We start from the raw sequence: 15011 nt of genomic DNA on the forward strand, positions 1-15011 counted from the left end.
GATAAGATCCCATGGAGACAACATGGTAGATAGGCCGGGAGTGTAAGAGCAGCAATGTTTTCAGCTGACCGGTACTAATCGATCGAGTTCTTGACCAAAGAAGAAGACGCAATACGAAGTAGCTGTTTAGTTTTGAGAGAACAGATAAAACTAGTCAAAAGTATATAAGTTTCTGGTGGCGATACCGGAGGGGGTACACCTGTTCCCATCCCGAACACAGCAGTTAAGCCCTTCAGGGCCGATGGTACTTGGAGCTCACGCTCCTGGGAGAGTAGGTCGCCGCCAGAGTATTTTTAAAACCCTACAGTTATGATGACTGTAGGGTTTTCTTATATTGAAGGTGCCGGGTGTTGAGTTAATGATTTGTTGAATTGTAACCCATGGCAAATTAGGTATAATTAGGGTACCAGTTTATCTAGGGGGGCGTAAGATGCAGGAAAAACACCATCAAAAAGAGTTTGAAGTTCATTATTATGAGGTTAACCAGTACCAGGAGGCTACTCCGGTATCTGTTCTTAATTACTTAGAGGAAACGGCCATTGCACATTCAGAGGCAGTGGGGTTGGGCTTAAATAGACTGAAGTCCGAGGGGATTGCCTGGGTGTTGAATCGTTGGCGTGTACAGATGGAAAGATACCCCCAGTGGAATGAGAAAATAATTGTGGAAACATGGCCATCTCATTTTGAACGTTTTTACGCCACAAGGCAGTTTTATATTAAGGACATAAAAGGGAAAATTCTAGGACGGGCCACAAGCCTATGGATCTTTCTAAACATTGAAAAGAAAAGGCCTTTAAGAATACCAGCCGAGTATATGCTTACCTATGGGCTGGAGTCACAAGGTGTGTTCGAGGACCCCTTTAGTGAGCTATATAATTTAGAGAATCCTGAGGTGTTCAAAGAGTTCTATGTTAGGCGCAGCGATATTGATACCAATGAGCATGTTAACAATACCAAATATATGGAATGGGTACTGGAAACGGTTCCCGCCGAAATATATAAGAACCATATACTCCAATCCTTTGAGGTCATCTACAAAAAAGAAGTTGGCTTGGGTTCAATAATTTCAGCTGCTAGCCAGCCCATAGAGGAGTTGGGAAAGCCTACCTTTGCCCATACCATTAAAGAGAAGAACCAGGATTATCATTTAGCGCTGGCTGAGACACGTTGGGTAAAAAGAATAAAAGAAAGATAAAGAAATAATTGTCAACATTGGAAAACTTAATATGTATTACATAAAATAGTTCAATTACAAAACGAATATATTCTGCTATAATAAAGGCATGTCCCGCATTATTACTATAATCTTGATTACAGAAAGGGGATCATGCATGAAAAAAAGACTTGTTGGGGTGTTAATGGCTGGGGTTTTTATGTTTTCCTTTAATTCCGCTGCCCTTGCCCATGAGGCACCAGTAGCTCATAAAACCTATTACTTTAATTATGGTGATCATGAATATTTTAAGGACTATGTGCATTATAAAGACTACAAACATTACAAGCATTATAAGCATTACAAACATGTAGATTCTAAAGACTATAAAATGTTCTTAAAGTATATGAAAGATCAAGGTGTTAAAAATTTTGATTACAAGGATTATCTAAAGTGGTTAGAACAATTTAAAGAAAAAAACCATAGTTTTGGAGTCGTTCACTTACAAGGTTATAAAAATGGAGTAGCCCAATATAAATAAGTTGTTACAAACCGAATAAACAACTAGCCAATTTTCACTGTCTAAGTGGAACTTGGCTTTTTCTTTTAATTAAAGGTTTATTCTTAGTGCTATTACTGTTAAAATATGTTGTATCATCATAGGGTAACAATCCTAGTGGGGGAGCTTCTATCATGATCAATAACATTGTAATAAAGAAAGCAGTCCTTTTTCTACTACAGTTGTTCTGGTTTTCCTTAGGATTATTTATTTGCGCCTTTTCAGTTGTACTAATTTTAGAATCAAATCTAGGTTTAGGTCCCTGGGATGTTTTTCATATTAGTATGACGAATTACATACCCTTAACCTTTGGTCAAGTGAATATTGCGACCGGACTGCTTTGTGTTATCATAGCTTACCCAATGGGCATAAAGCCAAATTTTGGTACAATTCTGAATATGCTCATGGGTGGTATATTTATCGATTTCATCATGAAGGCTAACCTTATCCCACCTACTATTACATACTTACAACAGTATTCCTACCTTTTCGTTGGCATCTTTTGTTTTGGTCTAGGAACAGGGACCTATATCTCAGCAAACATGGGAACCGGGCCAAGGGATAGTTTAATGATGGGTCTTCACCGATCAACCGGCCGGAGCATTGGTTTAGTACGAACGATCCTGGAAGTGCTTGTAGTTACGTTAGGCTTTTTGTTAGGTGGGAAAATTGGCCTGGGAACATTAATATTTTCCTTTACCATTGGCTGGTTCACTCAAATGTTTTTAGCGTTGTATTATTGGATTGGCAGACAAAGCTGGTTTACTAAATGGTTGCATTTATTAACTAGTGAAGAGGTCAATGTTAAAGTCAAAAAACAAAATCTTACGAGGGTGTTTTTCAAAAAATGCAGGAGAATGAAAAGATAGATCGAATTATTTTTTTAATAATATTATGAAACTTAGTTTTACATTATGAAACATCAAAGCTTTGGCAGATAGGAGTGATTTTGTGGGTTTAGAAGCTTTTGATTTGACAGGTAAAGTTGCTATTTTCGTAGGGGGTGGTGGTGGTCTCGGTAAAACGATAAGTTTAGGTTTGGCCAAAGCGGGGGCCAATGTCATACCGGTTAGCCGGAGCAAACAACGTAACGAAGAAGTTGTAAAAGAGATCGAAACGCTAGGAGCGCAATCTTTATTAACTACAGTGGATGTGACCAAGGAGGAAGAGGTTCAACACTTAGTAGAAGAAGTAATGACTAAGTTTGGCCGCATTGATATTTTGATTAACGCAGCAGGAATAAACTATAAAAAGCCTGTTACAGAATTAACTGCGGCAGAATGGGATCATGTGATTGCTGTAAACCTAAGGGGAACTTTTCTTTGTTGTAAGCTGGTGGGAGAAAAGATGTTGGCCCAGAATTATGGGAAAATTGTTAATATCGCCTCCCTTGGCTCCCATTTAGGAATTACCCGCTCCGCTGCCTATTGTGCCAGCAAGGGTGCAGTATTACAGCTAACCAAGGTGCTGGCGGCTGAATGGGCCACCCATGGCATCAATGTAAACTGCATCTCACCGGGTTACTTCAAGACAGCACTTAACGAGAAAATGCTATCAGAAAAAGAAACCTACGAAAAGATTATGAATCGTACGCCAATGCAAAGGTTAGGAGTGCCGGAGGATTTGGTAGGTGCAACTGTGTTCCTTTGCTCCGATGCGGCAAAATTTATTACCGGGACGACCATAGAGGTAGATGGCGGTTTTCTATCGATGGCTTTATAACGTGACCGGAGGGATAGAAAAATGAAAACCATGCAAGCTATTGTTTGGCAAGGTAAAGAACAACTGAACTTTCAAGAGGTGCCGAGACCAGTATTAAATTGTGGTGAGGTTCTGATCAAGGTTCATTATGCTGGGATTTGTGGCTCTGACCTGGGAATCTACTTGGGTAAACACCCACGGGCCAAAGCCCCTTTAATCATGGGTCATGAATTTACCGGCGAGGTGGCGGAAACATGTTTACCGCCAGACAGTACGATTCAAGTGGGGGATAAAGTGACCGTAAATCCACTAATATCCTGTGGCCACTGTCAACCCTGTCGAACTGGCAACGCCCATGTTTGTAGAAGCTTGGCCCTGGTAGGGATAGATATTGATGGTGGTTTTGCAGAGTATGTTAAGGTGGATGCTGCTAAGATCGTAAAAATACCAGTTAATCTACCGCTGGATCTGGCCTGTTTGGTCGAACCTGTGGCAGTTACAGCCCATGCTATCAGAAAGTCTGCCCTGAAGGCAGGAGATACTGTGGCAGTGCTGGGTGGTGGACCCATTGGGTTACTAACTGCAATTACTGCCAGATTTGCCGGTGCTTCAGAGGTTATAGTTTGCGAGATTAGCGAAAGCAGACGAGAACTGGCTAAAAACCTGGGTTTTAAAGTGTTGGATTCAGCCAATAACCCAGAAGGGGAAATAATTAAGCTTACTGGTGGAAATGGTGTCGATATCGTCTATGAGGCAGCAGGTGCTCCTGCAACAGCCTTACTTGCTACCCGATTAGTGAAAATTACCGGCCAAATTGTAGTGGTTAGTGTCTTTAAAGAGCCTAGCAAAATTGATTTACGGGCAGTGAATTTTAATGAACTTTCCATCATTGGTGTCAGAGTATATGAGCCAAGGGATTATGAAGTGGCATTACACATGTTGCAGCAACGAAAGGAAATAGAGCAAGTGATATCTCATCGTTTCCCCTTGGAAAAAGCCCAAGATGGCTTCGAATTGATGCTAAGTACGGGAAACTCGATGAAGATATTATTTACTCCCTAAATTAAGACAAAAATAAAACAATGTTTTGAAGAATGAAACAAGTCTGAAGGAATTTTGAAAAGTCTGTCGAATAATTATGATACACAGCGTGCGATTATTTTTTACTAAACAATGCAAAACAAGGTTTCATAATATGAAACAAAGGTCATATCAAAGTAATAATCGCAAATACCCATTGTGAGTCCGGAGTTATCCTATTTCCTGGGGGGTGATCCGTTAATTAAGTAATTGATATGGGTGGTTATAAAAATACGAATGTTTATAGGAGGTCAAACATGAAAAAACTGTCTAAAATTGCCTTAAGTGTTCTGAGTATTATGTTATTCAGTATTTTCTTAACCGGTTGCGGTGGTGGCGGTGAAGAGAAAAAAGATGCTGCTTCCCCTGAACAAGGTAAAACCATCACCCTTAAGGTAGCTCACTACTTTGCCGATGAACACCCACAGAATATTGCCTTAAAAGAAAAATTTAAGCCCATGGTTGAAGCAGAGTCCAACGGACAAATTAAAGTAGAAATTTACCCCAATGCTACCCTTGGCTCTGAGGAACAGTTTATTGATGGAACAAAAAACGGTAGTGTAGAAATGTGTGTCACCGGTGGACTGATTGCTAAAGACCTGCCAATGGTTGGTTTGACAGAAATGCCCTTATTATTCCGTGATTATGCCCATGCAGAAAAGGTACTTAATGGTGAAATTGGTAAAGAAATCGTTAAAGGCATGGAAGAAAAAATGGGTACCCGCACCTTAGCCTGGACTGCCAATGGTTTCCGGGTTGTGTCTTCCGGTAAACCCTTTGAGAAGTTTGAGGATTTTAAAGGTTTTCGATTAAGAATTCCCAACAACCCCATCTATGTGGAAATGGTTAAAGGCCTTGGTGCTAACGCTATGCCCATGCCGATCTCTGAGACATTTACGGCCCTGGAGCAAAAAGTAATTGATGGTCAGGAAAACCCCTATGCAACCTTAAAGGCTTCCGGTATGTATGAGGTGCAAAAATATGTGGTAGATACTCGTCACCTATTCTCCCCTAACCTCTACATGATTAACGAGAAGTTCTGGCAAGGTTTAGATCCTAAACTGCAAGAAGTTCTTCAAAAGGCAGCTAACGAATCAGCAGCTTACGAGTGGAAGCTATTAGAAGAAAGCGAACAAAAGGACATTGAGTTCTTGAAGGAAAAGGGTCTGACTGTTGTCTTCCCGGATGAAACCTTCAAGCAAAAACTGATTGAATCTCAAAAACCTGTACAAGAATGGTTCTACAAAACCTATCCTGGTACCAAAGAAATGGCTGATAAGATCATGGCTGTGCAGTAAAACTGGCTAAATACTGCCTCCCCTATGGGAGGCAGTATTATTCAAAGACGGAGGTGACAAAATGTCTGAATCCATTTCTAAAATAACTCGTGGTGTATACAAGTTACTAGATTATTTGATGTTTTTATCGTTAGCCGGCATGGTATTGTTAGTGTTTGTAAATGCTGTCCTCCGCTATCTTTTCCAAGAAGCAATTGTTTCTAGTGAGGAGTTATCCCGTTATTTATTTGTTTGGACTATCTTTTTAGGAACCATTACTGCCTATAAGGATAATCAACATATTGGTGTGGATCTTATTACCTCCAAATTAAAGGGTGTACCAAGGAAAGCTGTTGACTTTGTAGGTTATTTTTTGATTCTTATTGCAGTAGGAGTTATGCTTTCCGGAGGTCTGGGTTTTACTAAAATTGCTATGTCTACCCTAGGACCAGCTACCGGAATCCCTTTCTCTTTTATCTCCGTTTCCTACGTATTAGCTGCGGTAATGATTGGCTTTATCACGATTGGTAAAATTATCAGCCTTTGTAAAGGGGAGAAGAAAGTATGGCATTAGGTGTATTTTTTGGCAGCCTCTTTCTCTTGTTGACCCTGGGAATTCCCATTGCATTGGTATTGGTGCTGTGTGGAATTATTCTAATGCTCTTTCTGGGTAATTTTGATGCTCAAATTATTGCCCAAAACATGGTTTATGGTGCCAACAGCTTTCCCCTGATGGCCATTCCTTTCTTTATGCTGGCGGGAGAAATCATGGGACATGGCTCCCTTTCAAAGAAGATTGTGGAATTTGCGATGGTTTTAGTTGGACGCATTAAAGGCGGCTTAGGTTATGTGGTGGTTTTGGCCAGCATTTTGTTTGCAGGCCTTTCCGGCAGTGCGGTGGCTGATACAGCTGCCTTAGGCAGTATCTTAATTCCCCTCATGGTACGTGAAGGTTATAGAAGGGATACATCAACGGCCCTGGTGGCAAGTTCAGGCTTGATTGCGCCCATTATTCCGCCGAGTATTCCAATGATTGTTTTTGGCGTTACGGCTGGGGTTTCAATTACAAAATTGTTTATGGCAGGTATCGTTCCAGGTTTGATCCTGGCCACGTCGCTTATGATTACCTGGACAATTATTGCTAGGAAAAATAACTATGCAAAGGGTAAGGCATACACGACGGCTGAGGCTATCCAAGTTTTTAAGGAGTCCATCTGGGCTTTATTAATGCCTATCATCATCGTGGGCGGTATCCGGTTTGGTATCTTTACACCCACCGAGGCGGGAGCTGTAGCGGTAGTTTATGCTTTGCTGGTGTCTATGTTGGTTTACAAAGATGTAAAATTCCAACATTTGCCACCAATCTTTGTGGCCGCTGCCAAAGGGACTGCTGTGGTAATGTTTGTAGCTTCTGCTGCGATGGCTGTGGCCTGGCTTTTGACCGTTGCCCAAATTCCTACTCAGGTGGCAGAACTTTTTGGCTCCCTTGCCGCCAGTCCCATTATGTTATTGATCGCCATTAACATATTCCTGTTCATACTAGGCATGGTAATGGACTTAACCCCTGCCATATTGATTTTTGCTCCTGTATTAATGCCCCTCATTTTGAAGGCAGGTATAGATCCTGTTTATTTCGGAGTAATTATGATTCTGAACTTAGTTATTGGGTTAATTACACCGCCCATCGGCACAGTTCTTTATGTGGGCTGTGGTGTAGGTCATGTTACGCTGGTAGAATTGGTGAAGAAAATCTGGCCCTTCCTGTTGGCAGAGTTAGCAGTATTAGCACTCCTTATTGCTTACCCTGAGATCGTTATGACACCACTTGGCTGGTTTACTAAGTAGGAGGTTGAATGTAGATGCCAATTCCTGGCGATTTTTCAGAAATTGAGAGAATTTTAGATGAAGTCTTAGTTCCCAGGTTTGTTAAAGTACGCCAACTTTTTCATGCCCCTAAAATAGAGAAGGTAGATGCCGCTGTATTTGAGGGGTTAAATAAAGAGAAGATTAAGAGGTTGCTTCATCCGGGTATGAAGGTGGCAGTGGCAGTGGGCAGCCGCGGCATTACTAATATTGCTCAAATTACCAAAACCACACTGGAATTTCTAACAACCCAGGGTGTAGAGCCCTTTATTATCCCGGCTATGGGCAGCCATGGCGGAGCCACTGCCGAAGGACAGAAAGAAGTATTGGAGACCTTGGGTATTACCGAAGAGTCTATGGGAGTGCCCATCCTTTCCTCCATGGGGGTAGAGCAGGTGGGTGAGGCCAATGGCCTGCCGGTCTTTGTGGACAAGCATGTGCTGGCAGCCGATGGGGTTATCATTATCAACCGCATTAAGCCCCACACTGCTTTCCGTGGTGTCATTGAAAGCGGCATTGTAAAGATGAGTGTAATAGGATTGGGCAAACAAAAGGGTGCCGATTCCTGCCACCAGTTAGGAATGAATCACTTTGATCAAAAACTGATTCCTGCCAGTAAAATAACCTTTGAAAAGGCAAATTTACTCTTTGGAATTGCTATTTTAGAAAATGCCTATGATCAAACCTCAGAAATTCATGCTGTTCCAGTGGATGAAATTTTGGAAGTGGAACCCAAGCTCCTGGAAAAGGCCAAGGAACGAATGCCCAGGATTCTATTTAACCCGCTGGATGTTTTGGTTGTAGATGAGATAGGCAAAGATATCAGCGGTGATGGTATGGACCCCAATGTAACTGGTCGATTTTCCACTACCTTTGCCAAAGGTGAACTTATAACAGAGCGCATTGTGGTACTGGGTTTAACTGAAAAAACCGAGGGAAATGGTAACGGCGTGGCACCCGCAGATATTACAACCATGCGGCTCTATAATAGCTTTAATATGGCCAAAACCTATATTAACGCCCTTACAGCAGCTTTTCCTCCCACCGTACGCATTCCTATGGTGATGCGCAGTGATGACTATGCCATCCGGTGTGCTATCAAAACCTCCTATTGTTTACAACCAGAGAAGCTTAGGATCGTACGCATCAAAAATACCCTGCATCTGGAGGAAATCTATATTTCAGAGGGATTGCTTGCCGAGGCAATGGCCAATCCGCAAATCGAGATATTAGGTGAACCGGAACCCTTTCAATATGACGAATTCGGCAATTTACTAACAAACTATTAATTAAGAGGGGCTATTTATAGTGGTGGAGGAGGAATTTTCCTGTCTACTGTAAAATTAAAAGGAGTAACCCCCTTGTTACGGTTTTTAAAGATGTCTCCTTTGAAATTCAGATGACGAATCAATTTGGTGAAAGTGGGTGGTTCCTTTGACCACACGTGTTGGACAGACTGTTCAGTCCCTAGAGCGGGCCTTGAAAATTTTAGAGGTTTTAGGAAATCATCAAAAGGGTTTGGGGGTTACTGAACTGGCCCATGAAGTGGACCTGCATAAAAGCACTGTTCACCGCCTCCTCGGTACCTTAGCCCAGAGGGGATTTGTGGAGCAAGATTCTGAGACAGAAAGATATAAGCTTGGACTAAAAATAATTGAGCTAAGCAATAAGATGTTAACGAATATGGAAGTGCGCCAGGAGGCCAGGCCTTACCTGGAGGAACTCATGCAATTTGCCAATGAGGTCGTACATCTATGTGTGTTAAGACAGGGAGAGATAGTCTACATCGACAAGGTTGAGTGTCCCAGTACCATACGTATGTACTCGCAAATAGGCCGTCGGGGTCCGGTACACAGTTCAGGTGTTGGTAAGGCCATTTTGGCTTTTCTGCCCCAGGAAGAAGTGGTAAGAATTCTCCAGGACAAGGGCATGCCACGCAAAACACCGAATACAATTACAGATATAGATGAGATGCTCAACCATTTGGCAGAAATCAGGCTTCAGGGTTACTCAGTTGATGAAGTAGAAAACGAATTAGGTATTCGTTGCGTTGCTGCACCGATTTGGGACCATGCAGGACAGGTTGTTGCCTCCATCAGTGTTGCAGGACCAGAATCCCGGGTAACAAGGGAAAGAGTTCCTGAATTAGCGTCCAAGATCAAAGAGACGGGCTTAATGATTTCTCACCGTCTGGGGTATTGCCCTTAGGGCTTACTTTTTTCACTATTTGGAACGATGTTTTACATGATGAGATACCCTGGGACGGTAACGGAAGATATGAGGTGAGCTTAGGTGAATTTTGAATGTGTAAAGGAAACCGGAGTTGTTTCCATTGTTCGTGGTGTTAAAAAAGAAGAATTGATTCCTTTGGTAAGTGCCCTACAGGAAGGGGGCATAAAAGCGGTGGAAGTAACCTGTAATACCCCCGGGGCCATTGACATGATTAACCAGCTCAGGACCCACTTTGACAAGGAAATGTTTGTGGGGGCAGGTACCGTTTTGGATAAAGAAACAGCCTCCCTGGTAATTGCCGCGGGTGCTCAGTTTATTCTTAGTCCGCATCTTTCGCAGGAAGTTATAGAGGTGGGAAATCTTTATGGCAAGCCAGTGGTACCGGGAGCAATGACCCCCACGGAAGTTATTCAGGCCATCCGCTGGGGAGCTAAGATGGTAAAAATATTTCCGGCCGGAGTGCTGGGAACCCAATATTTTAAAAATATTTTAGGACCTTACCCCCATGCTCAGATGATGGTGGTAGGCGGGGTAAATATAAACAATGCTGCTGACTTTTTAAGGGCTGGGGCGACTTCCCTAGGAACCACGGATTTGTTCAAAGCCATGGCCGAAGGAGGAACGAAGGAAGTGATAGCTAGGTCTAAGGCATATCTTGAAATCGTTCAAAGGGTTAGACAGGAGAGTGCCTAGTTAGCTATTAGCCATTAGTCGTTAGCCAACTATCTAAAAAAACTTCTAAAGGCTAAAAGCTAGCTATAGTAATGGGCACATTTACGAAACAGGTAGGTGAGATTTTATGCCAGAGGTTGTTACATTAGGAGAAACAATGGTTTTGATGAATCCCGAAAGCTCAGGACCGTTAAAATATATTAGTCAGTTTACTAAACAAATTGGGGGCGCGGAATCCAATTTTGCCATTGGGGTGGTTCGATTGGGTCATAGTGCTGGCTGGATAAGCAGACTCGGTACGGATGAGTTTGGTAAATATGTACTTTCCTTTATTCAGGGTGAGGGGGTGGATACATCCCAGGTAAAATTTGATGCCTCAGCCCCCACTGGCTTGTACTTTAAAGAGCGGCGGGAATACGGAGAAAGTAAGGTTTATTATTACCGCAAAGGTTCAGCAGCCAGTTGGATGTCACCGGAAGATCTTAATGCCGATTATATTGGCTCGGCTAAAATACTGCACATCAGCGGCATTACTCCAGCACTGAGTGAGTCTTGCCACCAGACTATCAAAGAGGCTGTGGCAATGGCTAAAAGACGGGGTGTAACCGTATGTTTAGATCCAAATATTCGCCTGAAGCTATGGGAGAAAGATAGGGCACGTCAAGTGATAATGGAATTAGCTGCCCAGTCAGATATTATTTTGCCTGGAGTCAACGAAGGTGAGATGCTTTTAGGTGAATCTGATCCAGAAAAAATTGCTGCTCAGTTTTTGGCATTAGGGGTGCAAACGGTTGTTGTCAAGCTTGGTAAGAAGGGTGCCTATTATGCAACTGCCACAGAGCATAAATTGGTTCCGGGCTATCCCATTGACAAGGTAGTCGATCCCATTGGTGCAGGTGATGGTTTCGCAGCGGGCTTTGTTGCAGGTCTGTTAAAAGATTACTCCATGGAGGAAGCCGTAAAGCTGGCCAATGCAGTGGGTGCCATGGCTACCACAGTAATTGGTGATGTAGAAGGACTGCCTACGATGGATGAGGTAGCTGTATTTAGGGGCCATAAAGAAGGGATTGATCGATAATGAATGGTTTTGCTGGATTAACAAAAGTTGGTGTTATACCCGTGGTTCGAGGGAGCCAACCGGAGACAATCATTCATTTGGCTAAGGCTTTGCAAGCTGGCGGAATTAACAGCATGGAGATTACCATCGAAACACCGGGGGCATTGGAAGTAATCAAGAAGGTTACCTCAGAAATGGCTGAAAATTTTATTGTCGGGGCAGGTACTGTGCTGGATGGTGAAACTGCTCGCTTAGCTATTTTGTCCGGAGCACAGTTTATTGTTTCGCCCAGCCTGCATCCAGACGTTATTACTGTGGCCAAGCGTTACGGCAAACCAGTTGCCCCAGGGGCAATGACTCCCACAGAAATTGTTCGGGCTTACGAACTAGGGGCTGACCTAGTGAAGGTCTTTCCTGCCAGCACCCTAGGGGCAAAATATATTAAAGATATCCGTGGACCATTGGGTCACATTCCGATCATGGCCACCGGCGGTATTAATGTAAATAACGCAGCCGAGTTCATTAAGGCTGGCTGCCTGGCCTTAGGTGTTGGTGGATCCTTGGTTTCCCAACAGGTCATTGCGGAAGGTAATTGGAGCTATATTACGGAGCAAGCCAGTCAATTAGTGGAAGCAGTTTGCAGTGCCAGATTATAAAAACCGATCGAGGTGACTAAAATGTCAAATCTAAAAGTTGTGGTAACTGATTACGAATATTCAACCCTTAAGTATGAGGAAGAAGTGTTGGCACAAATAGGAGTTAGCCTGGTACCCGCCCAATGCAAAACAGAGGAAGAACTGATAGAAGCTTGCAAAGATGCAGATGGTCTGCTGAATCAATATGCACAACTGACACCAAGGGTTATTCAAGCTTTGGAAAAGTGCAAAGTTATTGGACGTTATGGTGTGGGAATAAATACAGTGGATCTGGCTGCTGCCACAGAGAAGGGTATCTGTGTGGTAAACGTACCTGACTACTGCATGGATGAAGTTTCTGATCATGCCATGGCCCTGCTTTTAGCCTGTGCTCGTAAAATAGTACGAATGAACAATGAAGTGAAAAAGGGCAATTGGGACTATAAGGTATCTGTACCTGTTTACCGTCTCAGGGGCAAAAACCTGGGCTTAATTAGTTTTGGCAGAATTGCCCAAACTCTGGCCCAAAAGGCCCAAGCCTTTGGTTTAAATCTATTGGTTTTTGATCCCTATATTCCAGATGCTGTGGCGGATAAATTTGGTGTAAAAAAAGTAAGTTTGGAGGAATTGTTACAAACCTCGGACTTTATTTCCGTACACGCCCCTTTGAATGCAGAGACGGAACATCTGATTAGTGAAAAAGAGTTAAAAAGGATGAAAAGATCAGCCTTTATTATTAACACCGGGCGGGGACCTGTTATTGATGAGGAGGCACTGGTTAAAGCCTTGCAGGAGGGATGGCTTGCGGGTGCTGGTTTAGATGTCCTAGAGATTGAACCAGTACGTTCAGACAGCCCCCTGTTGGAGATGGATAATGTCATTCTAAATCCTCACGTGGCCTGGTATTCGGAAGAAGCAGGCACTGATTTGCAAACTAAAGCAGCCCAGGGGGTGGCCGAAGTTTTACAAGGTTACTATCCCAGGAATCTCGTAAACAAAGAAGTTAAAGGAAAAGTAAACTTAAAAGAGCGTCTATAAGTTGAAATAAAGGGGGTCGCAGCATTGTTTCATCGTAGTAAAGAAATTCTTCATTTCCCTGACTGGGCCCTAAACCGTTCCCTCTACAAGTCAATGGGTTATACCGATGAGGATTTGGATAAACCACTGGTGGCAGTGGTTAACTCCTGGAATAACGTGGTTCCCGGCCATTATAACTTACGGGAAGTAAGTGAAGCAGTTAAAGCGGGTATTCGGGCGGCAGGCGGCACCCCTGTGGAGTTTGGTACCATCGCTGCCTGTGATGGAATTGCCCAGGGACATGAAGGGATGAGATATATCTTACCGACCAGGGACCTAATTGCTAATGATATTGAAATGATGATTCAGGCCCATCGGTTTGATGGCATGGTTTTATTAGGTTCTTGTGATAAGATTGTCCCGGGTATGCTGATGGCTGCCGCAAGGTTAGATATACCAGCTATCTTTGTTAATGGTGGGCCCATGCTGCCCGGTCACTTTCAGGGCAAAGACACCGACAGTTCCATCGTGCAGGAGAGTTTGGGCACTTTAAAGGCAGGGGAAATGACCATGGCAGAGTACAAGGAGTTAGAAAACTGTGCCTGTCCGGGACCTGGTTCCTGTGCTATGTTAGGTACCGCCAATACAATGTGCTGTCTGGCCGAGGCAATGGGTATGGCCTTACCGGGTAGTTCTACCATCCCTGCCGTGGATGCCAGTAGGTTCAGAGCTGCCCAGCAAAGTGGTCGTGTCATTGTGGATTTAATTAAACGGGGTATTACAACTGGTCAGATCATTACCAAAGAATCTTTGGCCAATGCGGTACGGGTAAGTTCTGCCATCGGTGGGTCAACCAATGTGGCACTACATATACCGGCCATTGCCTATGAGGCGAAGGTGGATTATGACCTGGAATGGTTTCATGAATTAAGTCAGGGAACGCCTCATATAGCGGGAATTATGCCAGCCACCGAATATGATCTTGCAGATTTCCATGTTGCCGGTGGTGTCCCCGCAGTGATGAAGGAACTGGCGTCCGTGTTAAATACAAATTGTTTAACCGTCACAGGGAAAACCGTTTTGGAAAATGTGCAAACTGCCGTTATTAAAGACAGTCGGGTTATCAAGACCATGACAGAGCCCTTCCACGAAAACGGTGGTCTGGCGGTAATTAAGGGCAATTTGGCCCCCAATGGGGCAGTAACCAAACCTGCAGCCATAGCTTCGGAACTTTTGAAATTTTGCGGTCCAGCCAGGGTCTTTGACAGTGAACAACTGGCCATCGAGGCAATTGAAGCAGGAAAGATTCAACCAGGTGATGTTGTTGTCATTCGCTATGAAGGTCCCAAGGGTGGTCCGGGAATGCCGGAAATGTTTAAGCCTATGAAACTGCTGGTTGGTATGGGGTTAGCTAAGAAAGTAGCCTTAATCACCGATGGACGTTTCTCCGGTTCGAACAATGGTTGTTTTGTTGGTCATATTTCACCCGAGGCTATGGAAGGTGGCCCATTGGCACTGGTTCAGGAAGGGGATTCAATTGATATTGATATCCCCAATCGCCTGCTAAATATTAAAGTTTCCCCGGCAGAGCTTGCAGCAAGGCAGGAAAAATGGCAAGCACCTGCTCCCAGGGTAACCAGAGGCTACCTTGCCCTATATGCACGCATTACGGAATCCGCTGATAAAGGAGCTATTATTAAGGTTTGACAGGTTAGGTCATAATAAGGAGTGTCGCAAGACTACTTTTATTTAGTAGGCAAGCGAC

General features: G+C 43.5%; 15 protein-coding genes and 2 rRNA genes. All 17 read left to right on the forward strand.

The window, feature by feature from the left end; translation table 11 throughout:
- Positions 1 to 98: ribosomal RNA gene (locus tag AC1U9Z_RS11035) — 23S ribosomal RNA — on the forward strand; the annotation flags it as partial.
- Positions 99 to 171: 73 nt separating this feature from the next.
- Positions 172 to 288 (forward strand): 5S ribosomal RNA (gene rrf, locus AC1U9Z_RS11040).
- Between the two features lie 142 nt (positions 289 to 430).
- A complete protein-coding gene (locus AC1U9Z_RS11045; protein ID WP_333529405.1) occupies positions 431 to 1195 on the forward strand; it encodes an acyl-[acyl-carrier-protein] thioesterase in 765 nt (254 codons plus the stop codon).
- Between the two features lie 136 nt (positions 1196 to 1331).
- Positions 1332 to 1694 (forward strand): hypothetical protein, encoded by a 363-nt coding sequence (locus AC1U9Z_RS11050; protein ID WP_333529406.1) that lies wholly within the window; start codon positions 1332 to 1334, stop codon positions 1692 to 1694.
- Positions 1695 to 1846: 152 nt separating this feature from the next.
- The gene (locus tag AC1U9Z_RS11055; protein WP_333529407.1) at positions 1847 to 2581 is read left to right on the forward strand and encodes a YczE/YyaS/YitT family protein; all 735 of its coding nucleotides are present in this window, start codon (positions 1847 to 1849) and stop codon (positions 2579 to 2581) included.
- Between the two features lie 82 nt (positions 2582 to 2663).
- On the forward strand, positions 2664 to 3434 hold the full coding sequence (locus AC1U9Z_RS11060; RefSeq protein WP_333529408.1) for an SDR family NAD(P)-dependent oxidoreductase: 771 nt from the start codon (positions 2664 to 2666) through the stop codon (positions 3432 to 3434).
- A gap of 21 nt (positions 3435 to 3455) precedes the next feature.
- Positions 3456 to 4475, forward strand: coding sequence for a zinc-dependent alcohol dehydrogenase (locus AC1U9Z_RS11065; protein ID WP_333529409.1), 1020 nt, complete (start codon positions 3456 to 3458; stop codon positions 4473 to 4475).
- A 275-nt stretch (positions 4476 to 4750) separates the two neighbouring features.
- On the forward strand, positions 4751 to 5791 hold the full coding sequence (locus AC1U9Z_RS11070) for a TRAP transporter substrate-binding protein (protein ID WP_333529410.1): 1041 nt from the start codon (positions 4751 to 4753) through the stop codon (positions 5789 to 5791).
- A gap of 61 nt (positions 5792 to 5852) precedes the next feature.
- Positions 5853 to 6344, forward strand: a complete 492-nt coding sequence (locus AC1U9Z_RS11075) for a TRAP transporter small permease (RefSeq protein WP_333529411.1) — start codon at positions 5853 to 5855, stop codon at positions 6342 to 6344.
- Positions 6335 to 7615, forward strand: a complete 1281-nt coding sequence (locus tag AC1U9Z_RS11080) for a TRAP transporter large permease (RefSeq protein WP_333529412.1) — start codon at positions 6335 to 6337, stop codon at positions 7613 to 7615. Before AC1U9Z_RS11075 ends, AC1U9Z_RS11080 begins: the two co-directional genes overlap by 10 nt.
- Before the next feature lie 14 nt (positions 7616 to 7629).
- Positions 7630 to 8922, forward strand: a complete 1293-nt coding sequence (locus AC1U9Z_RS11085; protein WP_333529413.1) for a nickel pincer cofactor-dependent isomerase, group 22 — start codon at positions 7630 to 7632, stop codon at positions 8920 to 8922.
- 136 nt (positions 8923 to 9058) lie between these two features.
- Positions 9059 to 9841 carry an IclR family transcriptional regulator gene (locus tag AC1U9Z_RS11090; protein WP_333529414.1) on the forward strand — a complete coding sequence of 261 codons (783 nt, stop codon included), beginning with the start codon at positions 9059 to 9061 and terminating at the stop codon, positions 9839 to 9841.
- An 84-nt stretch (positions 9842 to 9925) separates the two neighbouring features.
- Positions 9926 to 10558 carry a bifunctional 4-hydroxy-2-oxoglutarate aldolase/2-dehydro-3-deoxy-phosphogluconate aldolase gene (locus tag AC1U9Z_RS11095; protein ID WP_333529415.1) on the forward strand — a complete coding sequence of 211 codons (633 nt, stop codon included), beginning with the start codon at positions 9926 to 9928 and terminating at the stop codon, positions 10556 to 10558.
- 106 nt (positions 10559 to 10664) lie between these two features.
- Positions 10665 to 11615 (forward strand): sugar kinase, encoded by a 951-nt coding sequence (locus AC1U9Z_RS11100; RefSeq protein WP_333529416.1) that lies wholly within the window; start codon positions 10665 to 10667, stop codon positions 11613 to 11615.
- The gene (locus AC1U9Z_RS11105) at positions 11615 to 12250 is read left to right on the forward strand and encodes a bifunctional 4-hydroxy-2-oxoglutarate aldolase/2-dehydro-3-deoxy-phosphogluconate aldolase (protein ID WP_333529417.1); all 636 of its coding nucleotides are present in this window, start codon (positions 11615 to 11617) and stop codon (positions 12248 to 12250) included. The genes AC1U9Z_RS11100 and AC1U9Z_RS11105 overlap by 1 nt, the downstream gene beginning before the upstream one ends.
- 21 nt (positions 12251 to 12271) lie before the next feature.
- Positions 12272 to 13267: a C-terminal binding protein gene (locus AC1U9Z_RS11110; RefSeq protein WP_333529418.1), complete on the forward strand. Its 996-nt coding sequence runs from the start codon at positions 12272 to 12274 to the stop codon at positions 13265 to 13267.
- Positions 13268 to 13291: 24 nt separating this feature from the next.
- Positions 13292 to 14953, forward strand: coding sequence for a dihydroxy-acid dehydratase (gene ilvD / locus AC1U9Z_RS11115; RefSeq protein WP_479957432.1), 1662 nt, complete (start codon positions 13292 to 13294; stop codon positions 14951 to 14953).
- Positions 14954 to 15011 lie beyond the last annotated feature (58 nt).

This window comes from Desulfotomaculum sp., assembly GCF_982386235.1.